The sequence below is a fragment of the Methyloversatilis sp. genome (genome assembly GCF_030698125.1).
Taxonomy (GTDB): domain Bacteria; phylum Pseudomonadota; class Gammaproteobacteria; order Burkholderiales; family Rhodocyclaceae; genus Methyloversatilis.
Genome location: NZ_JAUYNV010000008.1, coordinates 100,951 through 126,640 on the forward strand (window position 1 = coordinate 100,951; position 25,690 = coordinate 126,640).

The 25,690-nt window shown below is 65.0% G+C and carries 27 protein-coding genes; 11 read left to right on the forward strand and 16 right to left on the reverse strand.

Annotated features, from left to right (window positions below):
* Positions 1–27 precede the first annotated feature (27 nt).
* Positions 28–918 (reverse strand): DUF4394 domain-containing protein, encoded by an 891-nt coding sequence (locus Q8Q80_RS04380; protein WP_305631750.1) that lies wholly within the window; start codon positions 916–918, stop codon positions 28–30.
* Between the two features lie 381 nt (positions 919–1,299).
* On the opposite strand from Q8Q80_RS04380, the gene Q8Q80_RS04385 reads away from it, so the two are divergent.
* The 3 genes from Q8Q80_RS04385 (at position 1,300) to Q8Q80_RS04395 (ending at position 5,207) form a co-directional block, all read left to right on the forward strand.
* Positions 1,300–1,860: a methylamine utilization protein gene (locus tag Q8Q80_RS04385; protein ID WP_371132693.1), complete on the forward strand. Its 561-nt coding sequence runs from the start codon at positions 1,300–1,302 to the stop codon at positions 1,858–1,860.
* 10 nt (positions 1,861–1,870) lie between these two features.
* Complete coding sequence (locus tag Q8Q80_RS04390) at positions 1,871–4,282, forward strand: bifunctional diguanylate cyclase/phosphodiesterase (RefSeq protein ID WP_305631752.1); 2,412 nt, start codon at positions 1,871–1,873, stop codon at positions 4,280–4,282.
* 88 nt (positions 4,283–4,370) lie between these two features.
* Positions 4,371–5,207, forward strand: coding sequence for an alpha/beta hydrolase (locus Q8Q80_RS04395; RefSeq protein ID WP_305631753.1), 837 nt, complete (start codon positions 4,371–4,373; stop codon positions 5,205–5,207).
* A gap of 19 nt (positions 5,208–5,226) precedes the next feature.
* On the opposite strand, the gene Q8Q80_RS04400 is transcribed toward Q8Q80_RS04395, so the two are convergent.
* The gene (locus Q8Q80_RS04400) at positions 5,227–5,907 is read right to left on the reverse strand and encodes a hypothetical protein (RefSeq protein ID WP_305631754.1); all 681 of its coding nucleotides are present in this window, start codon (positions 5,905–5,907) and stop codon (positions 5,227–5,229) included.
* A gap of 161 nt (positions 5,908–6,068) precedes the next feature.
* Between Q8Q80_RS04400 and Q8Q80_RS04405 the strand changes: the two genes are divergently transcribed.
* From Q8Q80_RS04405 to Q8Q80_RS04420, 4 genes are all read left to right on the forward strand, one after another.
* Complete coding sequence (locus Q8Q80_RS04405) at positions 6,069–6,260, forward strand: hypothetical protein (RefSeq protein WP_305631755.1); 192 nt, start codon at positions 6,069–6,071, stop codon at positions 6,258–6,260.
* Between the two features lie 147 nt (positions 6,261–6,407).
* Positions 6,408–8,276: a serine/threonine-protein kinase gene (locus Q8Q80_RS04410; protein ID WP_305631756.1), complete on the forward strand. Its 1,869-nt coding sequence runs from the start codon at positions 6,408–6,410 to the stop codon at positions 8,274–8,276.
* Between the two features lie 117 nt (positions 8,277–8,393).
* Positions 8,394–9,374, forward strand: a complete 981-nt coding sequence (locus Q8Q80_RS04415) for an AAA family ATPase (protein ID WP_305631757.1) — start codon at positions 8,394–8,396, stop codon at positions 9,372–9,374.
* A gap of 137 nt (positions 9,375–9,511) precedes the next feature.
* Positions 9,512–9,655 (forward strand): hypothetical protein, encoded by a 144-nt coding sequence (locus Q8Q80_RS04420; RefSeq protein ID WP_305631758.1) that lies wholly within the window; start codon positions 9,512–9,514, stop codon positions 9,653–9,655.
* Here the strand turns inward: Q8Q80_RS04420 and Q8Q80_RS04425 are convergent, their stop codons facing one another.
* The 3 genes from Q8Q80_RS04425 to metG all read right to left on the reverse strand — a co-directional run bounded on the left by Q8Q80_RS04425 (position 9,656) and on the right by metG (position 13,191).
* Complete coding sequence (locus tag Q8Q80_RS04425) at positions 9,656–10,102, reverse strand: hypothetical protein (protein WP_305631759.1); 447 nt, start codon at positions 10,100–10,102, stop codon at positions 9,656–9,658.
* A 121-nt stretch (positions 10,103–10,223) separates the two neighbouring features.
* Entirely contained in the window at positions 10,224–10,541 is a 318-nt protein-coding gene (locus Q8Q80_RS04430; protein WP_305631760.1) for an acylphosphatase, read from the reverse strand.
* Between the two features lie 4 nt (positions 10,542–10,545).
* A complete protein-coding gene (metG, locus tag Q8Q80_RS04435) occupies positions 10,546–13,191 on the reverse strand; it encodes a methionine--tRNA ligase (RefSeq protein WP_305631761.1) in 2,646 nt (881 codons plus the stop codon).
* Between the two features lie 174 nt (positions 13,192–13,365).
* Between metG and apbC the strand changes: the two genes are divergently transcribed.
* Positions 13,366–14,454: an iron-sulfur cluster carrier protein ApbC gene (apbC, locus tag Q8Q80_RS04440; RefSeq protein ID WP_305631762.1), complete on the forward strand. Its 1,089-nt coding sequence runs from the start codon at positions 13,366–13,368 to the stop codon at positions 14,452–14,454.
* Between the two features lie 29 nt (positions 14,455–14,483).
* Entirely contained in the window at positions 14,484–14,786 is a 303-nt protein-coding gene (locus tag Q8Q80_RS04445) for a hypothetical protein (protein WP_305631763.1), read from the forward strand.
* 58 nt (positions 14,787–14,844) lie between these two features.
* Here Q8Q80_RS04445 and Q8Q80_RS04450 read toward each other — a convergent pair whose 3' ends face one another.
* The 11 genes from Q8Q80_RS04450 to Q8Q80_RS04500 form a co-directional block, all read right to left on the reverse strand.
* Complete coding sequence (locus Q8Q80_RS04450) at positions 14,845–15,471, reverse strand: class I SAM-dependent methyltransferase (protein ID WP_305631764.1); 627 nt, start codon at positions 15,469–15,471, stop codon at positions 14,845–14,847.
* Positions 15,468–15,953 carry a thioredoxin fold domain-containing protein gene (locus tag Q8Q80_RS04455; RefSeq protein ID WP_305631765.1) on the reverse strand — a complete coding sequence of 162 codons (486 nt, stop codon included), beginning with the start codon at positions 15,951–15,953 and terminating at the stop codon, positions 15,468–15,470. Before Q8Q80_RS04455 ends, Q8Q80_RS04450 begins: the two co-directional genes overlap by 4 nt.
* On the reverse strand, positions 15,950–16,900 hold the full coding sequence (locus Q8Q80_RS04460) for an MBL fold metallo-hydrolase (RefSeq protein ID WP_305631766.1): 951 nt from the start codon (positions 16,898–16,900) through the stop codon (positions 15,950–15,952). Before Q8Q80_RS04460 ends, Q8Q80_RS04455 begins: the two co-directional genes overlap by 4 nt.
* A gap of 25 nt (positions 16,901–16,925) precedes the next feature.
* Positions 16,926–18,650 (reverse strand): thiosulfohydrolase SoxB, encoded by a 1,725-nt coding sequence (gene soxB / locus Q8Q80_RS04465; RefSeq protein ID WP_305631767.1) that lies wholly within the window; start codon positions 18,648–18,650, stop codon positions 16,926–16,928.
* A gap of 7 nt (positions 18,651–18,657) precedes the next feature.
* Positions 18,658–19,296, reverse strand: a complete 639-nt coding sequence (soxX, locus tag Q8Q80_RS04470) for a sulfur oxidation c-type cytochrome SoxX (protein WP_305631768.1) — start codon at positions 19,294–19,296, stop codon at positions 18,658–18,660.
* Positions 19,297–19,306: 10 nt separating this feature from the next.
* Positions 19,307–20,113, reverse strand: a complete 807-nt coding sequence (gene soxA / locus Q8Q80_RS04475; protein WP_305631769.1) for a sulfur oxidation c-type cytochrome SoxA — start codon at positions 20,111–20,113, stop codon at positions 19,307–19,309.
* A 90-nt stretch (positions 20,114–20,203) separates the two neighbouring features.
* Positions 20,204–20,515 (reverse strand): thiosulfate oxidation carrier complex protein SoxZ, encoded by a 312-nt coding sequence (soxZ, locus tag Q8Q80_RS04480; protein WP_371132694.1) that lies wholly within the window; start codon positions 20,513–20,515, stop codon positions 20,204–20,206.
* A 50-nt stretch (positions 20,516–20,565) separates the two neighbouring features.
* The gene (gene soxY, locus Q8Q80_RS04485; protein WP_257081855.1) at positions 20,566–21,036 is read right to left on the reverse strand and encodes a thiosulfate oxidation carrier protein SoxY; all 471 of its coding nucleotides are present in this window, start codon (positions 21,034–21,036) and stop codon (positions 20,566–20,568) included.
* Between the two features lie 11 nt (positions 21,037–21,047).
* A complete protein-coding gene (locus tag Q8Q80_RS04490; RefSeq protein ID WP_305631770.1) occupies positions 21,048–22,076 on the reverse strand; it encodes a c-type cytochrome in 1,029 nt (342 codons plus the stop codon).
* Complete coding sequence (soxC, locus tag Q8Q80_RS04495) at positions 22,060–23,391, reverse strand: sulfite dehydrogenase (protein ID WP_305631771.1); 1,332 nt, start codon at positions 23,389–23,391, stop codon at positions 22,060–22,062. Before soxC ends, Q8Q80_RS04490 begins: the two co-directional genes overlap by 17 nt.
* Positions 23,392–23,393: 2 nt before the next feature.
* On the reverse strand, positions 23,394–23,777 hold the full coding sequence (locus Q8Q80_RS04500) for a metalloregulator ArsR/SmtB family transcription factor (RefSeq protein WP_069038577.1): 384 nt from the start codon (positions 23,775–23,777) through the stop codon (positions 23,394–23,396).
* 197 nt (positions 23,778–23,974) lie between these two features.
* On the opposite strand from Q8Q80_RS04500, the gene Q8Q80_RS04505 reads away from it, so the two are divergent.
* Together Q8Q80_RS04505 and Q8Q80_RS04510 are read left to right on the forward strand one after the other, a co-directional pair.
* Positions 23,975–24,295, forward strand: coding sequence for a c-type cytochrome (locus tag Q8Q80_RS04505; protein WP_069040535.1), 321 nt, complete (start codon positions 23,975–23,977; stop codon positions 24,293–24,295).
* Complete coding sequence (locus Q8Q80_RS04510; RefSeq protein ID WP_305631772.1) at positions 24,292–25,566, forward strand: NAD(P)/FAD-dependent oxidoreductase; 1,275 nt, start codon at positions 24,292–24,294, stop codon at positions 25,564–25,566. The genes Q8Q80_RS04505 and Q8Q80_RS04510 overlap by 4 nt, the downstream gene beginning before the upstream one ends.
* The last annotated feature ends 124 nt before the right edge of the window (positions 25,567–25,690 follow it).

The following is a 25,690-nucleotide window of genomic DNA, read 5'->3' on the forward strand; positions in this document are numbered from 1 at the left end:
TGTTCTGTCCTCCCCCGGTGGTCGCTATCAGGGTTCGATGGCGATGCCGCGCAGCGGCTCGCCCTTGCCGACCTTGCCCAGACGCTTGGCCGCGCCGGTTTTCAGGTCGATCAGGTAGAACTGCGGCGTGGCGTCCTGCGCCGTGCTGGCGGCGGCGTAGGCGTCGTTGCTGACGTCGGCGATGTCGAAGTGCGCGTCGGCCAGTCCGGCGATGCCGAGCGCGCCGACGGTGAACAGCTTGCCGGTATTCGGTGACACCACCGGCTGCACACCTTCCACCGAGCCCTGACGCACCAGCGCACCGGTGGCGGCGTCGATCGCGAAATTGGTCGTGAGCTTTTCGTCCTCCTGGTTGTACGTGTAGCCGGCGGCGACGATGTTCGGCGCCACCGCGGCGTTGATGTCGCCTTCGGCGTAGGTCAGCGTGCCGTCAGGCTGCAGGCCGGCGGTGTCGGGTGCGGCGTCGACCAGCGCACCGGTATCCGGGTGGGTACGCAGGTTCTGCCGCGTGTCGGACACGATGCGGATGCGGTCGGCGGCCGGATTGAAGTCGAAGCCGAAGCGCCGACCGTTCAGCGGCGCGGCGAATTTCGCACTGCCGACCGGCTTGAGCTGACCCCGGGCGACATCTACCGTGAAGATGCGGCCGCTGCTGCCGAGCGCAAACATGACGCCCCGGGCGACCCGGTAGTCGATGCCCAGCAGCTGTTCGCCGCTATCCAGCCCGGTCAGGGCGACATCCGACAAGAGCCTGCCCGGCTGGCCGGCATTGAAGCTGATCAGGTGGTGCGACTGGGTCACCGCAAATACGGTTTCCTTGCGCGGCGGGCCTTCGATGTCGGGTGTGCCGGCGCAGGCAGTGAGCAGGCAGGCGGTCGAGGCAAGCGTCAGCAGGGGAAGACGGGCGGCGCTCTGCATGGAGATGTCCTTGATTGAATGAAGGGGCCTGACAGCCTCGCGCCTGCGGGTTGCTCACGTCTTCTGGCGCGTGGGCGCAGTCCATGAAGGGTTACGGTCGATTCGCTGCAGCCTTTAGCGCACTCATCAATTGCCTGTATGAATTTCATGCAACTGTCGCGATCGCGACGCGCAGTGACGTCAAGTTTGTCTGTTTCAGGCGCCCCGACGCCCCCCTCCCGGCTGACGTCTGGTGCGCGGTGGCATCGCTAAAGGGTGACGTCCTGCTGCCGTTAGCCGGAGCATCGACAGTTTGTGGGTAGCGGGATCGTGCGCGTCAAAGGAGTGCGGAAGCAGGCTTGCATGGCAGGACGGATGACGCGCGCGGCAGGGCTTTCCGCAGTGCTTCTGACGGGTTCCGCGCAGGCCGCAACCGTCACCTTCCAGACCAGTGAAACTTCGGGGCGCGCGCTCGACAGCGTGGTGCTGACCCTGTTGCCGGTGGCCAGGGGCGCGCTGCCGGCGCCTCGCCCGGCCCGCATCGAACAGGTCAGGAAGACCTTCGTGCCTCTGGTCAGCGTGGTGCAGACCGGCGCCGCAGTCGAGTTTCCGAACAACGACACGGTGCGTCACCATGTGTATTCCTTTTCGGCGTCCAAGGTATTCGAGCTGAAACTGTATGCCGGTACCCCAGCAAAGCCGGTGGTGTTCGACAAGCCGGGCGTTGTCGTGCTCGGCTGCAATATCCACGACAAGATGCTTGCCTACATCCTGGTTGCCGACACCCCGTGGTTTGCCGTGTCGGGTGACGACGGTACGGCAAAGATCGCCGACCTGCCGCCCGGTGATTATCTGCTGCAGGCCTGGCACCCGCGGCGTCTCGGCATGCCGGATCTGCCACCGCGTCCGATCAGGGTCAGCGCCGACCTGACCGAGTCGGTGACCGTCGATCTGAAGCCCTGACGCAATGCGAATGAACAGTCTCAAATGGCGCATTGCCGCCTGTTGCGCACTGCTGCTGCTGGTGGTGCAGGCCGGCGGACTGCTGATGTTCGGCCAGCTCGGCCGCGCCAGCGCGCTCAACGATGTGCGTGCCGAACTGCAGACGGCCGATCGGGTCCTGTCCCGCCTGCTCGAACAGCGCGCCAGCCAGCTGACCCAGGCCGCCCGCGTGCTGGCCGCCGACTACGGCTTCCGTGAGGCGCTGACCAGTCGCGACAACGAAACGATCGTGTCGGCGCTCGGCAATCACGGCGGGCGGATCGAAGCCAGCCTGATGATGCTGCTCGGCCTCGACGAAAGCGTCACCGCGGTTTATCCGGACGAAGCGCAGGGCGTTGCGCCGCAACTGCACGGCCTGATCGAGAACGCACGCAATGGCGGATCGGGGAGCGGTCTGGTCATCATCGACGGCACGCTGTACCAGGTCGTGGTGGTGCCGGTACTCGCGCCACTGCCGGTGGCCTACGTCGTGACCGCATTCATCGTCGATCAGCCGTTCGTGCAGGACCTCAAACGGGTGTCCGGCCTCGACCTGAGCTTCCTGAGCCGGGTCGAAGGCGATGAATGGGTGCTGGCAGCCAGTTCGCTCGCCGATACGCTGCAGCCGGGGCTGCTGGCTGCCTTCCGCGGGCACGGCGGGGCGCTGCCGGAGATGCTGTCGCTCGACGGCAAGGACTACGCAAGCCGGCCCAAGATCATCGAAGCGGGTACGCTGCAGCACATCACGGTCGTGCTGCAGCTGTCGCTCGATCGCGCGCTTGAACCGTGGCAGCGCCTGTACGACAACTGGCTGCAGCTGTCGCTTGCCGGCATGCTGTTTGCGCTGGTGGCCAGCGCGCTGCTCGGGAGATCGATCGCGTCGCCGGTAGCCCGGCTGGCGCAGTTCGCGCGCCGCGTCGGCAAGGGCGAGTACGGCGTGCCGCCGGTGATGGACCGGCGCGACGAGATCGGCCAGCTGGCCGACGCCTTCTCGCACATGACCGACGCCATATCGACGCGCGAGGCGCGCATTTCGGAGCTGGCCTACCGCGACACGCTGACCGGTCTGCCGAACCGAGCGTACTTCGTCGAGCGGCTGACCGATGGTGTGCGGGACGCGAAGACGCGCGACGGCGCGCTGGCGGTGCTGACGCTCGACATGGACCGTTTCAAGATGGTGAATGACGCGCTCGGCCACGGCCTGGGCGACCTGCTGCTGGTCGAAGTGGGCAAGCGGCTGCGCGACACGCTGCGCGACGTGCGTGATCAGGTCGCGCGCCTCGGCGGCGACGAATTCGCCGTGCTGCTGCCGGGCGCCGATGCGCACAAGGCCTGGGGCGTGGCGATGCGCATCGCCGAAGCGCTCGATCAGCCGATGAGCCTTGAAGGGCAGATGGTCGACGTCAGCGCCAGCATGGGCATTTCGTCGTTTCCGGAGCACGGTGACGACGTGCAGGCGCTGCTGCGCCACGCCGACGTCGCCATGTATCAGGCGAAACGCCACAACAGCGGCGCGGCGATCTATGACCCGCGCCACCATGAACGCAACGTGGAACGGCTGTCGCTTCTGACCGAACTCCGGGCGGCCGTCGAGCACGATGAACTGGTGCTGTACTACCAGCCCAAGGTCGCGCTGGTGCCGGGCCGCCAGCATCACGTCGAAGCGCTGGTGCGCTGGATCCATCCGACGCGCGGCTTCATTCCGCCGTTCGATTTCATCCCGTTCGCCGAGCAGACCGGCTACGTCAAGGCGATCACGCTGTGGGTCATGAATGCCGCGATCCGCCAGTGCGGCCTGTGGCTGCGGGCCGGTCTCGAGGTGAATGTGTCGCTGAACATTTCGGCGCGCGACCTGCTCAACCCCGATCTACCGACCAGTTTCATCGAAATGCTGCAGCGCCACGGCTGCGAATCGCGCCTGATCACGCTGGAAATCACCGAGAGCGCGGTGCTCGACGATCCGCTGCGCGCACTGGCCAATCTGCAGGCGCTGCGCGACACCGGCTGCCTGCTGTCGATCGACGATTACGGTACCGGCTATTCCTCGCTGTCCTACCTCAAGCAGATGCCGGTGAGCGAAATGAAGATCGACCGCAGCTTCGTGATGAACCTGGTCGAAAATCCGAACGACGAAATCATCGTACGTTCGACAATCGAACTGGCCCACAACATGGGTTTGAAGGTGACGGCCGAAGGCGTCGAGACGGAGGCCGTGCTGGAACGGCTGCGCGAACTCGGCTGCGATCTGGTCCAGGGCTACCTCATCAGCAAGCCGATTCCCGTGGCAGCGCTTGAAAACTGGTTCCGGGAGTCGCACTGGGCCCTGATTTCGGTTGCCCGGCCGGATACCTGCGCAGACAACGACGAGGTCGTTGCGAAACCGGAACACGCTGACGCTTTGTGATCGTCGGTGTGACGCTTTCGACAATGCGAGTCCGGGCCCGATACCTGCTTGCAGTTAAAGTGTCTCGAAACCATCGGAGCACTGAAACATGATCAAGCGCCAAGGTCCGCTGGAAGTCATCACGCGAAGACCGGCTGCGGCGACCCACGCAACACCCCTGCTGTTCGTCCACGGCGCCTACACGGCTGCGTGGTGCTGGGACGAACATTTCCTGCCCTACTTCGCCGACGCCGGCTTCGAGGCGACCGCCTTGTCGCTGTCCGGCCATGGCGGCACTCCGGGGCGCGAGTTTCTGGATCTGCTGAGCCTCGACGACTACGTGCGCGACGTGCTCGAACTCATCGACGCCTGCGAGGTGCCGCCGATCCTGATCGGTCACTCGATGGGCGGCATGGTGGTACAGAAGTGTATGGAAGTGAGACAGGTGTCCGGCGCGGTGCTGATGGCGTCGGTGCCGCCGCAGGGTTTGTGGGCATCGGCGGTCGGTCTGGCGCTGCGCAAGCCTGATCTGATGTCGGAACTGAACAATCTGTTGACCGGCGGCGGCACATCGCCCGAGGTGCTGCGCGAAGCCCTGTTCGCCCAGCCGGTGTCGATGGAGCGCCTGCAGCAGATGGCGCGTCGCGTGCAGCCGGAATCGGCGCGCGTGATCTGGGACATGACACTGTTCGACCTGCCGCAGCCGTCACGCATGCGGCGCGCGCCGCTGCTGGTGCTCGGCGCCGAGTGCGATCCCATCATTCCGCCTTCGCAGATCGAAATGACCGCCCGCGCACTCGATGTCGAGGCGCGCATCTTCCCCGGCATGGGCCACGGCATGATGCTGGAAGCCGACTGGCGCAAGGTGGCCCGGTGCGTGCTCGACTGGCTGCCGGTGGCCTGCCGCAGCGCGCGCAGCCAGTCGCAGGGGGCAGGCGTCGTCTGAGCGCCTGTCGGGTGCCGCGTCAGCGCCCGGCCTTGCTTTCCAGATAGCCAAGGATGTCCTGGCGCCGCAGTTGGGGTTCGCCCCGCTGCGGCGTTGAACCCACGATCCGGTTCATCCAGGTCATGTTGTCCTCCATGCGCTGCACCACTCGACGCCACTCCCGGGCGGGTCGGCTCGACGGTTCCGGCAGTACGTGGCACTGATCGCAGGCGTCGCGGAAGCTGCGCCCGCGCGTGTCCAGGTCCGGATAGCGCGCCACATCAATCGGCTTCTGTGCATTACGTCTCAAGTAGCCGATGAGCATGTGTACTTCTTCCTCGTCCGGCGCGCCGCCGCCGCCCATCATGTGTTTCATCAGCGCGCCGCGGTTTCCGCTGCCTCGCATGCGCACCACCATCCGGCCGACGATTTTCGGCCATTTGTCGGGGTGGTGCATCGCAGGGCTCGGCAGGTGGTGGCACTGAACGCAGTAGCGCGCCAACAGCGTCGCAGCGGGTGAATCCGGTTCGGGCAGCGCAGCGGCCGTCATCGTCGGCGGCAGGATGCGCGACAGCCAGCCTGCCTGCGGACCGGTCGACCAGCGCGCCTGCACGGCATCAATGATCTGCTGATTCGCGTGGCTCGCTGCATCCGCGGCGGCAACGGGTTGCGGACCGGACAGAGTGCACAGCGACGCTAGCAGGATGCAGCAACGGAACATGGCAGCGAGATGTACCGGTGGGGAGGAGGTCAGACCTCTTCAGCGTAGTTCAACGAGACGGCGGACAGAAGCCGCAAACATGTGTGTCACCGGCGATCGGAACCCTCAAGTCGCCGGGGCATGAGCCGATGGCAGTGGACGGTGTGTTCAGGAAGAGAAACATGGACCTGTTTGATTTCATGACCGGAAAGTCGCTTGGCCGCCAGGACTACGGCGACGAAGTGCTCGACGCAGGCTGGCTGCCGCAGCCCGAAGCCGCGCTTGCCAGCCGCCGCCCATCGGTTGCGCGCTCGCACACTGCCGTGTCCGATCCCGATGCGTTCCTGCGTGATATCTATCGTTTGCAGGAATAAGTTGTCGTAATGCCCGCCCGGGCTGCTGCGCAAGGGTGTGCAGCGGCAGCAGCTTGGGTAATATCGCAGACATGCTTTGCGATACCTTTTTTAACGTTCTCCGCCGACGGCCTCACCCTCCACCTCTGAACGCACGGGGCGTTGCGCATGACTGATGCGCCGCGCAAGATGGGGCGCTATGCGTTGGGGCGCGAGATCGGCCGCGGCGAACGCGGCGCCGTATTCGAGGCGACCGAAGCGGGGAGCGGTCGCCTGGTCGCGCTGAAGCTCTTCCGTACCGATCTCGCCGATGACGTGCCGGCTTATGTCCGCGCACTCGGCGACCGTCTGCTGCACGCCTCGCAGCTGAATCATCCATGCATCGTGCGCATCATCGAACAAGGCGTCAGCGCCGATGACGGCACGCCCTGGGTCGCCATGGACCGCGTGGATGCGCGTTCGCTGCGGCAGCTGCTCGACGCACTGCCGCGCCTGTCCTTCGAATGGGTGTGCAGCATCGGCCTGCAGACCGCCGACGCGCTGGCGCACGCCCACGCCAGCGGTGTCACGCATGGCGGGCTGAAGGCGTCCAACCTGCTGGTCGACGGCGCCGGCCATGTGTCGGTGACCGACTTTGCGCTGCCCGCCCCGGCCCCGGATGCCTTGCCGGCGATGCCGCAGTATCTTTCACCCGAACAGGTACAGGGGCTTGCCCCCGACGCGCGTTCCGACGTGTTTTCGCTTGGTGCGCTGCTGTTCGAAATGCTGGCCGGCCGGCCCCCGTTCGGCTCGCCGCTCACCGGCACCTTGTCCAGCGTGCTGGAAAACATCGCCCACGTGCCCACACCCACGCCCAGCGCGATCGACCCGGACGTACCGGCCGAGCTTGACCTGCTGGTGATGAAGGCGCTTGCGAAATCGCCGGTCGACCGTTTCCAGACGGCCGCCGAGCTGGCCGACGCGCTGCGCTGGATCCGGCTCGAACCGGTTGCTGCCACGGTATTGAAAGTGACCGAGCCGCCGCCGCGTGCGATCGAAAGTCCGGAGGTGGTGGATGGTCCGGAAAGCCTTCGCCGCGGTCAGTCGCAGAAACCCGCGCTGCCGGTCGACGACGTGCTGGCCGCACTGGCAGCCGATATCGATGCCTTTTCTGCCCGCGGCTCCGCGCCGCCATCGATCGGCGTGGCGTCAAACGGCGCCACCCAGACCCGCCTGAAGCCACTGCGCGAGCAGGCGGCGCCGGGGCCGGCGTTCCCGACGCTGCACGATGAACCGGAGGTCACTGCGGGTGCGGCGGCACCCGCAGCGTCGAACGGCGCGGAGCCCGGTGCGCCGATGCCGGCGCCGGCATCGGCCGCATCGTCGCTGCTGGCCGATCTTGCCGGCGAGGCACAGCGCATCCGAGCGCACAACGCGCAGATGCAGCGCGGCGAGCGGGCGGTACGCACCGAAGCGGAACAGGCGCTCGCCACCCGCCTTGTGCTGGTGCGCGACTACCTGACGCAGTTCGCCGGCCAGCTCAACGTGATCAAGCCGCAGATTGCACGCGACTATCCGCTGCTCGGTATGGGCGTGCTACGCGGCCTGGCCTGGCAGGCGTCCGACGTCAACACCCGCAATCGCGGCCCGGAGGCGCCGGATCAACTGGCCCGGGTGTCACTGGCCTGGCTGCTGCGCGGCCAGGCCCTGATGCGCTGCGAGCGCGAGCCGCAGGCGGCCAGCGCGCTGCGCGTGGCGCTGCGCGAACACGGCCTGCGCTTTGAGGAACAGGCATCGCGTGACGAACAGAACCGCCTGCGTGCCCAGGTGTTCGATATCGCGCCCGAAGTGCGCGGCCGGGTCGAACTGAACGCCGATTACACCCGGCTGACGCTGCGCCTGACCTTGCAGAATGTCGAACGTTTCGGCATCGTGGATTACCAGCCGCCGGCAGAAGACAACGGCACCGAATGGCTGGACGAACTGGCGAAACTGATGCTCGGTCAACCGAGTCGCTTTGCCGCGCTTGCCCGGCTGATCGTTCCGACACCGCAGTAGTGGCACGGTTGATGCATCGAATGACGCATCAACCGGGCGCGTGCGGACCCGACTCAACTTCCCGGAGCGCGCGACGTTAGACCTTCAGGTCGGTGCAGCAACATCGGGAGACGAATCATGCGAGGGGCCGAGATGCAGGGGGCTGAGTTTCAGATTCCACTGGCCGAATGCCGCGAAATCTACAGCGTTGGCGCGGTCGACCGGGCGATGGAATCGGGTGCCACATCACGCAACGAGTCGCTGGTGGCGTACTACGAAAAGATGAAGCAGCTGGGTGGCGTGCGCTATGTCGTCAAGCCGTCGTCGTTCGACGGACTTGATCCGCTGTACGCCCGCTGTCCGAATTTCGCACCCGTGCTCGACGATCTCAAACGCTATCTTGCGCTGGCGGTCGCCGGCAACGAGCCGATGCATTTCACGCCCATCCTGCTGCTCGGCGAGCCGGGCATCGGCAAGACCCATTTCGCGAAGCAACTCGCCAATGTGCTCGGTACAGGCTTCGAGTTCGTATCGATGTCGTCGCTGACCGCTGGCTGGATCCTGAGCGGCACCTCGTCGCAGTGGTCGCACGCGCGACCCGGCAAGGTTGCACAGGCGCTGGTGTCCGGCGACTACGCCAATCCGCTGCTGGTGCTCGACGAGGTCGACAAGGCGGGTGGCGACCCGCGCTATGACCCGATGGGTGCGCTGTACGGCTTGCTGGAGCAGGACACCGCGCGCCAGTTCAAGGACGAATTCATCGAGGTCGACATGGATGCCAGCCACATCATGTGGGTGTCCACAGCGAATGACGAGCGATCGATTCCCGAGCCCATCCTGAGTCGCATGAATGTGTACACCGTGCCGCGACCGGATCACGACCAGGCCTGTGCCATCGCGCGCACGCTTTACGGCGAGATTCTCGCCGCACATCACTGGGGCTTCGACGAGGATGCGCCGGAAGATGTGATCGACGGTCTGGCCCATGTGCCGCCGCGCGACATGCGCAAGGTGCTGATGGCTGCTTTCGGCAATGCCAAACTGGAACGGCGTGACCACTTGCTGCCGGCCGATCTGGACGCCGGCCGCGCCACACGGCAGAAGAAGATAGGGTTCTAGGGTCTGTTGACATTGAATCGCGGGGCGCGCGCGAATCCCGATGCGTCCGGATCAAGGCGGGCCGACGCCGGCTGACTGGCCGTCAGGCCAGGAGGCCCAAGGCGGAGCCCGGTGCATCTGGACTCGCGCCCTTCGGGTTGCAGCGTCTGAAGAGCATGGTGCCGGCGCACATCTGGAAGCTGGTTGCGCCGTACGCGCTGACGCCACTGCCGACCGAACTGCCGACCAGATTGCCGAACGAGCAGGACACCCACGCGCGGCGCGAGGACGATGCCGGCTGATCAGTGCAACTTCATCGGATCGATCAGGAAGGTTTGGCTGCCGCGCGTCAGATCAAGCTCACCCCGCATCAGGCAGCCGGTTTCCAGATCGATGTCATTGGCGACCCAGGTTTCGCGCTCTTTCGACACCAGATAGATCAGCACGACATCGCGCGTGACCGGCGGCTGATCGGGTTCGTCGTCGTCGAATTCGGCCAGCCGCATCAGGCAGCTCAGGCCGACCACATCGATGTCTGGTTGAGCGACCGTTTCCTGCACGAAGCGGGTCACGGCGAGCTCGTCCAGCAAGTCCATGTGGGCGAGCGCCGCACTGCGGATGCGACCGTGCTCGATGTGCGCCATCAGGGCGGTGGGGCGCGGCGGGTCGCCGCGCGCAAGCAATGCGTCGGCGTGATCCTGGCAGGCGCGCAACACGGCGCAAAAACACGCTTCCTCCATTGGCAGCATGATTGTCTCCTCCACAGAAGTGGGTTGCGTCCATGTGCGCGCCTGATGGGGAGACTAGACCTGTGACGGGGGAATGTCTTGACGCACTGCCATGGCGGCAGTGCACCAAATGGCCGCGCTTTCAGTCGGTTTTCGACAGCGGATCGCCGACGGTCGGCCGTTGCGAGAAGTCGTGCAGTGCACTGTCGACGCCGGTCGGCGCAATCAGACATTCATCGACACGCGCTCCGGCCGGGCCCCGTTCGGCCCAGGCAACCAGCGCATCGAGGGCCGCCGGCACACCGCAGGCGAATGCCTCGACCGATCCGTCGCGCCGGTTGCGCACCCAGCCGGTCACGCCGAGCCGGCGCGCTTCGTTGATCATGGCATAGCGGAAACCCACGCCTTGCACCCGCCCGCGGACGGCGAAGTGAAGCGCCTCGATCTCCGGATCGGCCATCGACCTACTTGACCCGCATGCCCGGCGCCGCACCGCTGTCCGGCGACAGGATGAACAGGCCCGGCACTTCGCCCTTGTCGTCGGATGCCGCCAGCACCATGCCCTCAGACAGGCCGAATTTCATCTTGCGCGGTGCGAGATTGGCCACCATGACAGTCAGCCGCCCGACCAGCAGTGCCGGGTCATAGGCCGACTTGATGCCGGCGAATACCTGGCGCGGCGTGTCTTCGCCGATGTCGAGCTGCAGGCGCAGCAGCTTGTCCGCGCCCTCGACATGGTCGGCCGCGACGATCTTTGCGATGCGCAGCTCGACCTTCGAGAAGTCGTCGATGGAGATGAAGCGCCCCTCTCCCGCATCAGCGGGAGAGGGGCCGGGGGCGAGGGCAGATGCGTTCGTCACCGCGCGCCAGATCGATTCGAGCACGGCTTCGGTCTGTTGCAGCACCTCGTTGTCCCAGTAGCGCAGTACCCGAATACCGTGCTCCGCCAGTGAGCGATCGCGCTCGCGGTCCTTCAGCGCGGCGTCGGCGTGCTGACCGCCGTCGAGTTCGACGGCGATTTTCTGTTCTGCGGCATAGAAATCGAGGATGGCCTTCGCGCCACCGCCAAGATCGAACGGGTGCTGGCGGCGGAACTTCGCGTTGCCGATCTGGCGATCGCGCAGCAAGGACCAGATCAGTGCTTCGGCATCGGTCTGACCGGCGCGCAGCTTGCGGGCCAGTTCGACCAGCGATGCGGGCGCGGAGGCCGGTTTGCCCTCACCCGTCCGCGCTGGGGCGCGGCCACCCTCTCCCGCTGATGCGGGCGAGGGATTTGCAGCGTCGCGGGTTTTGTCGGAATCGCCTTGCAACCGCTTTGCGGCGCTGTGGCTTTTCGCCCCCTCTCCCGCATCAGCGGGAGAGGGCTGGGGTGAGGGCAGCAGACTTTCCTTGTTGGCGTCGACCAGTGCGATCACCTGTTTGGGGTCGATGCGGGTCATCAGGTGCTTGTAGTCGTTGATCGTGTGGCCGGCGGCGAGCGTGGCGCCGAAGTCGTCCCAGCACACCGGCGCGATGTTCAGGAAGCGCTCGACCTCGGCGGCCAGATGCGGCAGCACCGGCTTGAGCAGCACGGTGAGCTGGCGGAACAGTTCGATCGCGGTGCTGCAGACGGATTGCAGTTTTTCGTCCTGGCCGTCCTGCTTGGCGAGCACCCACGGTGCATGGTCATTGACGAACACGTTGGCCTGGTCGGCGCAGGCCATGACCTCGCGCAGCGCGCGCGCATAGTCACGCGACTCGTAGGCATCACGGATCGACACCTCGTGCCAGTGAAATGGCACGGTCGGCGCCGACAACTTGCCCGCAAAGCGCTTCGTGATGAAGCCCGCGCAGCGGCTCGCGATATTGATGTACTTGCCCACCAGATCCGAATTCACCCGCGCGACGAAGTCGTCGAGGTTCAGGTCGATGTCTTCCATCGAGCCGTTGAGCTTGGCGGCATAGTAATAGCGCAGCCATTCCGGGTTCAGGCCGAGATCGAGATAGCTCTGCGCGGTGATGAAGGTGCCGCGGCTCTTGCTCATCTTCTCGCCATTGACCGTCAGGAAGCCGTGCGCGTTGATCTGCGTCGGTGTGCGGTAGCCGGAGTGTTCGAGCATGGCGGGCCAGAACAGGGCGTGGAAGTACAGGATGTCCTTGCCGATGAAGTGAACCATTTCGGTGCCGGCCGCTTTCGCGCCCGCGGCATCGAGGAAGTCCGCTTCGCTGATGTCATTGCCGAGCGCCTTCTGCTTCGCCACGTAGTGGCGGAAGCTGCCGAAGTAGCCGACCGGGGCGTCGAGCCAGACGTAGAAGAACTTGTTGTCGGTGCCCGGGATGCGGAAGCCGAAGTAGGGCGCGTCGCGCGAAATGTCCCAGTCGGACAGGCGGTTGTCGCCCGGCTCGCCCAGCCATTCCTTCATCTTGTTGGCGGCTTCCGGCTGCAGCCGGTCCGAGCCCTGGGTGAAGTCGCGCAGGAACTGCTCGCACTGCGGCGCCGACAGACGGAAGAAGTGGTGTTCGCTGGCGCGCCGCTCGGGCGCCGCGCCGGACACCACCGAATAGGCGTTCTTCAGTTCGGTCGGCGCGTAGGTGGCGCCGCACACTTCGCAGGAATCGCCATACTGGTCTTTGGCCGAACACTTCGGGCACTCGCCCTTGATGAAGCGGTCGGGCAGGAACATTTCCTTCACCGGGTCGTAGAACTGCTCGACCGAGCGCTGCGCGATCAGGTCGCCGGCCTTCAGCTTGGCGTAGATGTCTTCGCAGAAGGCACGGTTCTCGTCGGAATCGGTCTGGTGGTAATTGTCGAAGCTGACCAGGAAGCCACCGAGTTCGCCCCGGCCCTGTTTCCATGTGGCCTGTACGTCGAGCCCGCCGAAGAAGTCGCGCGCGTGTTCGTGCAGCACGCGCTCGACCAGCTGGCGCGGTGTGATGCCTTCCTTCTCTGCGCGCAGCATGATGGGTGTGCCGTGCTGGTCGTCGGCGCCGACGTAATGGACCTCGTGGCCGCGCATGCGCTGAAAGCGCACCCAGATATCTGTCTGGATGTATTCGACCAGATGACCGAGGTGGATGGCGCCATTGGCGTAGGGCAGGGCGCTGGTGACGAGCAGGCGGCGGCGGGACATGGCGGGCGGCGAGGTGGTGGCCAAAGCAGGAAAGCCCGCAATTCTACTGCCCGCGCGCGGGCTTCCGGGATAAGGACGGCGATGATCGGTTAAACTGGAGTAAATCAATCAGGTATTGCCTGCAGCGGCGCCGCATGACGCGGCCCGGCGGGCACACCGCCGCCCGGAGTTCATATGTCCATCAGCGAAGCCCAGGTCCAGAGTGCGCTCAAGGAACTGATCGATCCCAATACCGGCAAGGATTTCATTACCACGCGCAGCGCGCGGAACATCCGCGTCGACGGCATCGACGTGTCAGTCGACATCGAACTGGGCTATCCGGCGAAGAGCCAGATGGATCACCTGCGCCGGATGGCCATCGCCGTGCTGCGTGCGATTCCGGGGGTCGGCAATGTCAGCGTCAGCATGACGCAGAAGATCGTGTCGCACACGGTGCAGCGCGGCGTGAAGCTGCTGCCCGGTGTGAAGAACATCATCGCCGTGGCGTCCGGCAAGGGCGGCGTCGGCAAGAGCACCACCGCGGTGAATCTTGCGCTGGCGCTGGCTGCCGAAGGCGCGACGGTCGGTCTGCTCGACGCCGACATCTACGGCCCGTCGCAGCCGCAGATGCTGGGCATCACCGGCCGCCCGGATTCGCCGGACGGCAAGTCGCTGTCGCCGATGATGGCCTACGGCATCCAGGCGATGTCGATCGGCTTCCTGATCGACGTCGAAACGCCGATGGTTTGGCGCGGCCCGATGGTGACCTCGGCGCTGGAACAGTTGCTGACCGAAACCCGCTGGGAGGATGTCGATTACCTGGTGATCGACATGCCGCCGGGTACCGGCGACATCCAGCTTACGCTGGCGCAGAAGGTGCCGGTGACCGGCGCCGTCATCATCACGACGCCGCAGGACATCGCGCTGCTGGATGCACGCAAGGGACTGAAGATGTTCGAGAAGGTGGGTATTCCCATCCTCGGCATCGTGGAAAACATGAGCATCCACACCTGTTCGAAGTGCGGCCACGAAGAGCACATCTTCGGCGAGGGTGGCGGCGCGCGCATGGCGGCCGACTACGGGCTCGACGTGCTGGGTTCGCTGCCGCTGGCGATGCAGATCCGCGAACAGGCCGATTCCGGCAAGCCGACCGTGGTGTCCGACCCGGACGGCCGCGTGGCCGAAATCTATCGCGACATCGCGCGCAAGGTGGCGGTGAAGATCGCCGACAAGGGCAAGGACATGAGCGCCAAATTCCCCAGCATCGTGGTGCAGAACACCTGATCGCCAGACGAACCCGGAGGCAAGCCGTCATGAAGCCGAACGCACTGTTGATCGCTGCATCCTGTTGTGTCCTTGCCACGGTCGTTCAGGCCGCCGATCCGGCAAAGGGCGGTGAACTGGTGGTCGAGGCGCAGTGCGAAAGCTGCCACATGGACAAGCTGGGTGGCGACGGTTCGCAGATCTATCTGCGCAAGGACCGGCGGGTGAACACGCTGGCCCAGCTCGCGACCCAGGTCAGCGTGTGCAATTCGCAGCTCAATACCGGCTGGTTCCCGGAGGACGAGGCGCACGTTGCGGCCTATCTGAACCAGCGTTACTACAAGTTCAGATAAGGCACATTCTGCAGGTTCGCCAGGCGGGCGCGTCCGCCTGGCACCTCCGCCTGGCACCTCAACTCGCCGACCGGCGGCAGAAGCAATACACGAACTGCTGCACCACGCCGGTTGGCGTGTGATGGACTTCGCGGCTGTGCTCCAGCAATTCGAACCGTGCCCCGAATTGAGCGTGCAGCGCGTTTGCACCATAGCGCATCACCGGCAGGCCGCTGCAGCGCTCCGGGCCGTCCTCCGCGAAGGCCGCTACGATGACGTGGCCGCCCGGCTTTACCGCCCGCAGCACCGTCGCCACATAGGCATCCCGCTGTGCCGAATCGGTCAGGAAGTGGAATACCGCGCGGTCGTGCCACAGGTCGAAGCGCCGCGGCGGCAATTCGACTGTGGTGATGTCGGCCTCGATCCATTTCACTTTGGCCGCCGCATCGCCCAGCCTTGCCTGCGCTGCGTGCAATGACGTTGCCGACAGGTCGAGCACACTCAGATCGGTATGGCCGCGCGCAAGCAGATCGTCGACCAGCGTCGAGGCGCCGCCGCCGACATCGATGATGGCCGCATCGAGACCAATGCCGGCACGTGCAATCAGGTCGAGCGAATGCTGCGCGTGCGGCTGGAACCAGCTCACGCTGTCCGGCGCCTTGCTGGCATAGACATCTTCCCAGTGTTTTTTCGTGCCGTCGTTCATCGCGCAGCCGCCTTGACGCCTGCCGCGATGGCGTCATCAAGATATCCGCCGTAGAAGTCGGCCTTGCCGGCGCCGACCAGCGGTGAGGCGACCTGTCGGCCGTGGGCATCGAGAAACAGCACGGTCGGCGCGAACTGCACCTTCATGCGTTGTGCAAACGCCGCCTGCGTCGTCTGGCTGCCGTCGAAGTCGGTCAGCCTGCGTGCGCTGTTCAGATCGACTTCGCGGATCACCAGCCGGCCGCGTTGAGCGGCATCGCGTGCCAGCGGCGCCAGATAGTGGCTGCGGACCTCTTCGCAGTAGTGGCAGCCGGGCAGCGAAAACAGCACGACGACCACGACGCCCGGGTTGGCGGCGTCACGCACATCCTTCACCGCATTCGTCAGCGTCGGCAGGGCCGGCCCTGCGGTACGCGCCGGCGCGGCGAACAGCGCCGGACTGAGCAACAGTGTCATCAGGGCGACGAGCGCGCGAGCGGTCATTTGTCGAGCGCCTCCTGCTCCATGCGCAGATAGGTGCCGTAGGCGTTGACGCGATTCGCGGCGTCGAAGGCCGGCATCTTTTCCCAGCGGCGCCAGTCGGTGCGCGCATAGGCTTCGTCGAAGGGCATGAAGTCGCTGACCGCGCGACCCATTTCGGTGCGCAGATAGGTCAGGTAGTCGCGCGTCAGGCCGAGGTCGCGCGCCGGGTCGGTCGAGGCCGGACCGTGGCCGGTGACCAGCGTGCCGGGCTTGAGCGCAAGCAGCCGGTCCATCGTGGTCAGCCAGCGCTTGCTGTCGGCGTCACCGACAAAGGGGATGCGGCCGATGAACAGGATGTCTCCCGAGTAGATCACGCCGTCTTCGCGCACCACGACCACCATGTCGTCCGGTGCGTGCGCCGGGCCCATGTGGATCATTTCGAAACTGATGTCGCCCATGCGGAAGCTGGTGTCGCCCTCCAGCCAGAGGTCGGCGGCGATCAGTCGGGTCTTGCCGTCGACCCAGGGGTCGAGATCGCGCCGCCGCTGTTCCAGCCGCGCCCGGCCTTCCTCGCCTTCGATGTATTCGCGACCGCTGCGGTGCGCCCAAACTTCGGCGCCGACCGCCTTGAACGCCTGCAGCCCGTAGAAGTGGTCGGCGTGGTAATGGGTGATCAGCACGCGGCGGATCGGCTGGTCGGTCACGCGGCGGATGGCGGCGATCAGCGCCTCGCCCAGCGTGGGTGTGCCGAGCGCGTCGATCACGACCACTCCGTCGCCGGTGACGACGAAGCCGGCGTTGGAGTTGTAACCCGCATTGGCCAGACTGGCCGGGCCGGCTTCACCCTGTACATACCAGCTGTGGGCGCCGACCTGTATCGGCTTGAGCGCCGGATGAACAAGCGGTGCCTCGCCCGCCATCGCCCAGTGCGCAAAAAGGACCGCGCAGGTCGCGAAAATTGTCCGCATCGACGGACGACGCAAAAGTGGCATGTCAGGCCATGCCCGGGTTGCCGGCCACGCCCTGCAATTCGGGCAGGTTCAGCTTGACCGGCTTGACGGTTTTCACATCGCGCAGATAGCGTGCCATCAGATCCCAGATCGGTTCGCCGCCGGCGTTCTTCGCTTCTTCAGACACCGGCGCCCAGCCGGCGACGCGATAGGTTTTCGATGCTTCGAGCGGCTTGCCGCCGAGCGACATCGCGGTGATGCGGCTGCCCATCTTCGCGGTCGGGTCGCAGCGGTACTGCAGCCCGCCGACGCGTACCATGTCGCCGCCCTGCTGGTAGTAGGGGTCGGGGTTGAACAGGTTGTCGCACACGTCTTCGAGCACCGTCTTGATGAATTCGCCGGTCATCGGCGTCAGCGTCGTGTACGGATAGGTGATGGCGGTCTGGTCGAGCAGGTTTTCCATCGTGATGGTGTCGCCCGGCAGCAGGCTGGTACCCCAGCGGAAACCGGGCGAGAACGCAATTTCGGCGTCCTTCATCTTCATCAGGCCGTCGAGGATGAGCTGGTCGAAGCTGCCGTTGAAATTGCCGCGGCGATAGAGCAGGCCTTCGGTCACCGCGAGCTTTTCATTCAGCTTCGCTTCATGCGGTGCACGCATCTTCGCGATCAGCGACGCCATGTCGGCGTCCGGCTGGATCAGGTTGGAAAACACCGGCAGCAGGTGGTAGCGGAAGTCCGACACCTTGCCGCCCTTCACGTCGAAATCGAGCACGCCGAGGAATTTGCCGTTCGAGCCGGCGTTGGTGACCAGGGTCTGGCCGCCGCCGTTCTTCACGATGACCGGCGCCGGCACGCCGTCGTGCGTGTGCCCGCCGAGGATGGCATCGACGCCGCGCACCCTGGAGGCCATCTTGATGTCGACATCCATGCCGTTGTGCGACAGCACGACCACCACCTGTGCGCCTTTGGCGCGTGCGGCATCGACGTGTTCCTGCAGGCTTTCGTCGTTGATGCCGAAGCTCCAGTCCGGCGTGAAGTAGCGCGGATTGGCGATCGGCGTGTACGGGAAGGCCTGGCCGATGATGGCCACCGGCACGCCGTTGATCGGCTTGATGACGAAAGGCGGGAACACCTGGTCGCCGAAGTCGGTGGTTTTCACGTTCTGCGCGACGAAGTCGATCTTGCCGGCGAAGTCGCCGTCGACGATCTGCTTCACCCGTTCGGCGCCGTAGGTGAATTCCCAGTGGCCGGTCATGACATCGACGCCGAGCAACTTGCCGGCGTCGACCATGTCCTGCCCCCGGGTCCACAGCGCAAGGCCGGAACCCTGCCAGGTGTCGCCGCCGTCGAGCAGCAGCGCGCCCGGCCGGCTCGCCTTCATGCGCTTGACCAACGTGGCGAGGTGAGCGAAGCCGCCGACCTTGCCGTAGGTTTTCGCCGCCTGCGAAAAGTCGAGGTAGGTGAAGGCGTGTGCCTGCGCACTGCCCGGCGCGATGCCGAACTGCTTCAGCAGCTTTTCGCCGACCAGATGCGGTGGCCGACCCATCATGTCGCCGATGCCCAGATTCACGTCCGGCTCGCGGAAGTGGATGGGCATCAGCTGCGCGTGGCAGTCGGTGAAATGCAGCAGGCTCACGTTGCCGAAGCGCGGCAGTTCATACATCTGCCCGGCCGCGCTCGCAGCCTGGGCGAAGCTGCCATGCAGGGCCATGCCGCCGGCACTGGCGGCCGCCAGTACCTGCAGGAATTCGCGGCGGTTCATGCTCATTGCGCTGTCACTCCGCGTTGACCGGCGACTTCGGATCGAGCAGCAGGGCCACGATGTGGCGGATCTGCTTTTCGTCGAGGATGCCGTGCGTGCCGAAGCGAGGCATGTTGGTGCAGGCACTGTAGGCGTTCGGATTCCAGATCTTGGCCCACACATACTTCTGCGTGGCTTCGGTGCTGCCGTGCACCTTGCCGTACTGGTACAGGCTGGGGCCGATGGTGCCGTACGAAATTTCCTTCTTCGTGATGCGGTGGCAGTTGTAGCAGTTGCCGCCATTTGCAGCGTCGGGTTTGTCGGTCCAGGTCAGACCGCGGCCACTCTGTGCGATCTTTTCGCCTTCCTTCCAGTCGCCGATGTACTTGCCGTCGGATGGCCACTTCACCTCGGCGAGTGCCGCTGCCTGGAATCGCTCGCGCAGGTCGTCATCGAGGCTGTGCCCGAATTTCGAGCAGGCGACCATGACTTCGTCCTGCGTCAGGCGATCGGTCTTGACGATGCCCTGTTCGCGGAACGATGCGGCCATGACGGCTGCGGCGTCCTTGTCGTAATCGGCCGAGGAGACTCTGGACGCGCCGGTGCCGGCGCAGCCCGCGACGGTGGCCAGCACGGCGAGCGCGACTGCGCCCTGACGGATGCGGATATTCATCGTGCTCTCCTTAACGCTTGATGGCCGGGGCGATGCTTTCGACCGTGCCGTTGGCGGTCACGCCCAGATAGCTCGACAGGGCGACGGTCACGTCAGAGCCGTACATGGGGTACGGGAAACGCTGCTGGCGGAAGCAGTCGTTGAGTCGGCGCTGCATGCTCCACAGCTCGCCCGACGACACGCGGTAGGCCGGCCATGAACCGAAGCCGCGCGCGGCGTCCGGGCCCTTGGTCAGATTGGGCAGATCCTGCAGGCGGATGCGCTTGCCATCCTCGCCGTGACAGGTGACGCAGCCGAAGTCGTGCGTGCCGCCGCGGTAGTTGAAGGCGCGCTTGCCGATTTCGTACATGCGCTTCTCTTCCGGATGTGCCATCGGCAGGTTGAACTTCATGCCGCGCGATTCGGCCGATATCCACGCGACCAGTGCTTCGATGTTTTTCTGCTCACCTTTGCCGAACGGGGTCTTCGCCACCTCGTCGGCCGGAATGCCCTGCAGCGTTTCCATGCAGGTCAGCAGGCGGGACTCCAGATCCTGCACGCGGCCGGTATCGGCAAAATGACGCGGCAGCGTGACGAAGACGCCCTTGACGACGCCCGGCCCCTGCCCGAGGTCGCATTTTTCCAGTGTCGCTTTCTTCGGGCCGCGCGCTTCCTTCCACAACTCCTCGCCGCGCATTTCCCACAACTCGGCCGGATTGCCCTCGGCCAGCGCCTCGCGGTACTTGGCGATGCCCTCGGCAGTGGCGTCTGCCAGCACCGGCGTGGCAAACATGAACGCCGACGCGACAACGCAGGCAGCGTATGTGCTGTTCTTCATGATCTCTTCCTCCAGTCCTTGACGGGATGTCCTGGCTGATGACGGGACCGGCCTGCTTCGGGTCGACCCTCGGTGCAACGACGAGCGGGTTCAGGCCACGACGACTTCGTCGGTGCGCTTGTCGCCCTTGTTGTCCACCCAGCTCACGTTGACCTTGTCGCCCTTGGCGCCGCCGGCGAACTTGAACTGCAGATAAGGGTTCTTCGATACCGCCGGGCCGAACTGGGCGGCCAGCACGACGCGGCCGTTGTGGGTGGCCGTCAGTTCGGTGATGTGATGGGCCGGGACCAGGGCACCGGACGCGTCCTTGCGCTGACCGGTTTCCATGTCGTGGCTCATCAGTATCTTCACTTCGGTTTCAGTGCCATTGCTGGCGGCGCGGATGCGCATCGGACCTGCCATGTCTTGCTCCTTGGGTTGTGCGTGGGATGTGAACGAATTGCCGACCGCTATCAGCCGCCGCAACCGCCCAGCGTCACCTTGATTTCCTTGGACACCATGTAGAAGCTGCCGCCTGCCTTGACCAGAGCGAACACGTTCGAGGTCTGGCCCATCTTCACGCGGGTGCTCACGTCGGCCATCGTGCCGGCGGGCAGCGTGAAGCTGGCAGCCAGCATGCTCGGGTTCTTCTCGATCAGGATGGCGATGAATTCGGTGTCGGCGAGCGCGCTCTTGACGCCAACCGGCACCACGGCACCGTTTTCGGCGATATCGGGGCCGCTGATCTGCACATCCTTCGAATCGGCGGGCTTGCCGGCACCCAGTGCCTTGAGCGCTTCGTCCATCGCCTTGGCTTCGAACGCTGGCTTGTCCCATCCGGCCGCCTGCGCCTGTTGGGTCGTGATCAGGCCGGCGGCCACCAGCAGACCGAACAATCCGGCCGCGCTGCCGCTCTTCAGGACTTCCCTTCGCTGCGTGTTCATCCGTTTCCTCCTCAGTTTTCGGGCGAGCCCGACAATATCCATTTGATCAACGCAGCCGTGTCCGCGTCGCTGACATGCGCCTGGGGCGGCATTGCCACATCGCCCCACGTGCCGCTGCCACCTGCCTTGACACGGCCGATGAGCTGCGATTCTGCCCCCCTGTCGTCTTTGTAGCGCTTCGCGATGTCGCGGAAGGACGGCCCGAGTATCTTGCTGGCGATGCCGTGACAGCCACTGCAACCGCTCTTCTTCATCAAGTCCATCGCGGGATGCGGCGCGGGCGCTGCCGCAGCGCCGCCGGCACCCTCGCTCGTCTGCTGCCCCCGTACGGCGCCGATCACCCGGTTCTGATCGGCGAGATTGCCGTGTGCGTCGCGGGCGTAGTCCGGCAGGCTGGACCCCATCGTGATCTGTGTCTTGCAGTTCTTCATGCAGGCCACGTTCTTCACGTCAGGCTTGCCCTTGATGTCCCACATGCCATGTTTTGTCGTCATGCCGTTGCGGTTCGGCATGCGTTTCTGAACTTCGGCGATGTTCTTGTCCGACAGCGTGAAGTCGGCCGGCACGATTTCACCCAGATGAAGCAGGTAGGCAAGCACGGCGTACACCTCGTCCGGGCTCAGCGACTTGGGTGCATTCCACGGCATGGCGCGGTTGATGTAATCCCACAGCGTCGACAGCGTCGGCACCTTCATCAGCGTGCTGCGCTGCGGGGCGTCCTGCCGGATGTAGGCGCCGACACGGCCGGTTTCGATGTCCTCTTTCGTCGTGCCGCCGACCAGCGGGGTGAAAACCTCGTTGCTTTCGCCGAAGCTGCCGTGACAGGCCGTGCACTTCGCTTCCCACAGTTCGATGCCCTGATCCACCGAACCCTTGCCGGGTGGCAGGCCCTTGAAATCGGGACGCACATCGATGTCCCATGCCTTGACTTCGGACGGGGTGGCCGCACGGCCGACGCCCGGGAAGCTGCTGTTAGCCGAGGCGTTGGCCGCGGCTGCGATCAGGCAGCCCGCGAGGAGAAGTTCAGAAAACCTGGACATTGCTCACGTCTCCGCTGTCCGCCAGTTTCCACGACTGGATGGCGTTGTTGTGATAGATCGACCGCGTGCCGCGCACTGCGCGCAACTGCGCATAGGTCGGTTGCACGTAACCGGTCTCGTCGATGGCGCGTGACTGCAGGATGGCCGGGCTGCCGTCCCACACCCAGTCGATGTTGAAGCGGGTCAGCGCCTTTGACAGCACCGGCGTTTCAAGCCGCGCGGTGCGCCAGTTGCGGCCGCCATCGGCCGATACGTCGACCCGCTTCACCTTGCCGCGGCCCGACCAGGCGAGACCGGTGATGTTGTGGAAGCCCTTGTCGAGCAGGGTCTGGCCGCCGGAGGGCGTCGTGATGACCGACTTGCATTCCTGGATCGAGGTGTATTGACGGTGCGTGCCATCGGGCATCAGATCGATGTAGTGAACCGCCTCGTCCTTGGTCGCCCACGGCTGGTCGCCGACTTCGATGCGGCGCAGCCACTTCACCCACGACACACCCTGAACGCCGGGCACCACGAGGCGCAGCGGATAGCCGTTCTCTGGGCGCAGCATTTCGCCGTTCTGGCCCCAGGCGACCAGTACGTCGTCCAGTGCGCGATCGAGCGATATCGTGCGGGTCATGCTCGAGCCGTCGGCCCCTTCGGCCAGCACGAACTTCGCGCGCTTGCGGTCGATGCCGCAGTCGTCGAGCAGCACGGACAGCGGCACGCCGGTGAATTCCGAACAGGACAGCATGCCGTGGGAGTACTGCACGGTCGGCACCGCCACATTGCCCCATTCCATGCCGGTATTGGCGCCGCATTCGATGAAGTGGATGCGCGACACCGACGGCAGGCGCATCAGATCGTCCATCGTGTAGACGCGGGCTTCCTTCACCAGGCCGTTGATCATCAGCCGGTGACGCGCCGGGTCGATGTCGTGCCAGCCCTGGTGATGGCGTTCGAAATGCAGGCCGGAGGGCGTGATGATGCCGAACAGGCCCTGCAGCGGCGAAAACGAGACCGACGAGCCGGCCACGCGGGTCAGGCCGGGGCTTTCGCGGCGGCGCAAGCCCGCTTCGAACTGCGACGGCGCACCGTACGGACGTTCGGCGACCGGACGGCCGAGTGTGGTGCTGTGTTCGGGCAGCGTCAGGATGGCGGGGTCGCCATCGGCGGCCCGTGCAACGGACGTCCCGGCCACGGCCATACTGGCGCTGGCGAAGGCGGTCCGCAGGAAGTCGCGACGCCCGGCAGACACTTCCCGTATCTGCTCCGGCGACAGGAAGCCTTCCGGTGCGCGCTGGATGCGCCCGGGGCGTGGGGTGATCTGGGACATGCTTACTCCTGTTCGGACGCGAGTTCGAGCGACTTGCCCACCTTTTTCAGCGATGCCTTGCTGGGTCGGTGCGGCATGTTCAGCGAGTTGCCGGAGGCAATCTGGATGCAGACGGTGCGGCAGATCGACGGGAAATTCGGATCAATCAGCTTGTAGAACACCATGGCGCCGTCCTTGCGCCGGCCGACGATGCCGGCGCGGTACAGCATGTTGAGGTGACGGGAAGTGTTGGTCTGGCTCAGACCGGACTGATCCACGACATCGGCAACCGAACGTTCGCCGTCGCACAGGCAGTGCAGGATCTTCAGTCTTGCAGGCTCGGCCAGCAGTCCGAAGTAATCGGCCACCGACTCGAAAACCTTGTCCAGCTCGGGATCGTAATCCACAGCTGCTCCTCGTCTTGTCCTTGTTGAAATCAAACATATGCGCAATTGCGCATATGGTCAAGAATAAATTTATTATTTTTTCCACTTGAGACGCGACGCGTTTTTGTCTAGCGTGTCGTTAGCTCGCAAGGTTCTTCACGACAGATGTGGAACAGGCGTGCCCGGATTACCACGAAGATTCCACGGAGGAGAATATTTTGAAAAAGAAACTGGCTGGCACGGCGCTGCTGTGGCTTGGCCTCTCAATGGCCTGTGCGCAGGCCGCCGATCCGAACCTGGGACGCAATCTTGCAGCGACCTGCGCCAATTGCCACGGCACCGACGGCAACAGCGCCGGCGGCATTCCGGGTCTTGCGGGCATGTCGAAAGCCAAGATGCTCGGCCTGATCAACGAATTCCGCAGCGGCGCCAAGCCGGCGACGATCATGCATCAGCTGTCCAAGGGCTACACCGACAGCCAGCTTGACCTCATTGCGGACTACTTCGCGTCGCGCACACCGGTCGGAGGTGCGAAATGAGCGCAGCACGTCGTGGATTCATCAAGGGCACGCTGGGCCTTTCGGCCATGGCGGCACTGTACGGCTGCGCCGGCGCCGGCAAGGGCGCCAAGGGCCATGTCGTCGTGGTCGGTGGGGGCTACGGCGGTGCGACCGCCGCGAAGTACATTTCGATGTGGAGTGAGGGCGGCATCCGCGTGACGCTGGTCGAACGCAACGCGGCGTTCGTATCCTGCCCGATCTCCAATCTGGTGCTGGCGGGCGAAAAGCAGTTGTCGGACATCACGATCGGTTATGAGGGTCTCGCGAAGTACGGCATCACGGTGGTGCAGGACGAAGTGACTGCGGTCGACGCCGAAAAACGCATGATCAGACTGGCACGTGGCGGCGACCTCGCCTACGACCGGCTGGTGCTGTCGCCGGGCGTGGACTTCATGTACGAGTCGCTGCCCGGCATGGCCTCGGCAGCGGCGAAGGAGAACATCCTGCACGCGTGGAAGGCCGGTCCGCAGACTGTTGCGCTGCGCAAGCAACTCGAAGCAATGCCCGACGGTGGCGTATTTGCAATGACCATCCCGAAGGCGCCCTACCGCTGCCCGCCCGGACCGTACGAGCGCGCCTGCATGGTCGCCCATTACCTGAAGCAGGCGAAGCCGAAATCCAAGGTGCTGGTGCTCGATGCCAACGAAGAAATCGTGTCGAAGAAGGGCCTGTTCACCAAGGCCTGGGCCGACAGCTACAAGGGCATGATCGAGTACCGGCCGCAGAGCGAGCTGCGCGATGTCGATGTCGGCAATCGCACCGCCATCCTTGAGTTCGACCAGGTCAAGGCGAGCGTGCTCAACGTCGTGCCGCCGCAGCGCGCGGGCGACATCGCCGCCAAGTCGGGGTTGAAGCTGATCAACAACCGCTGGGTCGACATCAACTGGCTCACGATGGAATCGACCAGTACGCCGAACATTCACGTGCTGGGCGACGCCATCTTCCCGGCCCCGACGATGCCCAAGTCCGGTCACATGGCCAATCAGCACGCCAAGGTCGCGGCGGCGGCCATCATCAACCTGATGTCCGGGCAACCGCCGTCCGACGCGCCGCTGGTGATGAACACCTGCTACAGCTTCGTCGATGCGACGAATGTGGTGCACGTGGCATCCGTGCATCCGTACGATGCGGCGACCAAACAGCCCCAGCCGGTAAAGGGCGCTGGCGGTCTGTCGGCAGCCCCGACCGAGATGGAAGGCAAGTACGCACTTGCCTGGGCGCGCAACATCTGGGCCGACATGCTGACCTGAGCGTTCCTGCCCGAAAGCACGCGGCCCGCACATCACCCCGATGTCCGGGCCGCGTGCTTTTCTGCGCCGAACTTGCAACAATCGCGGTCTTTCGTGGCGCCCGGGCGCCCGCTTACGCATGCCG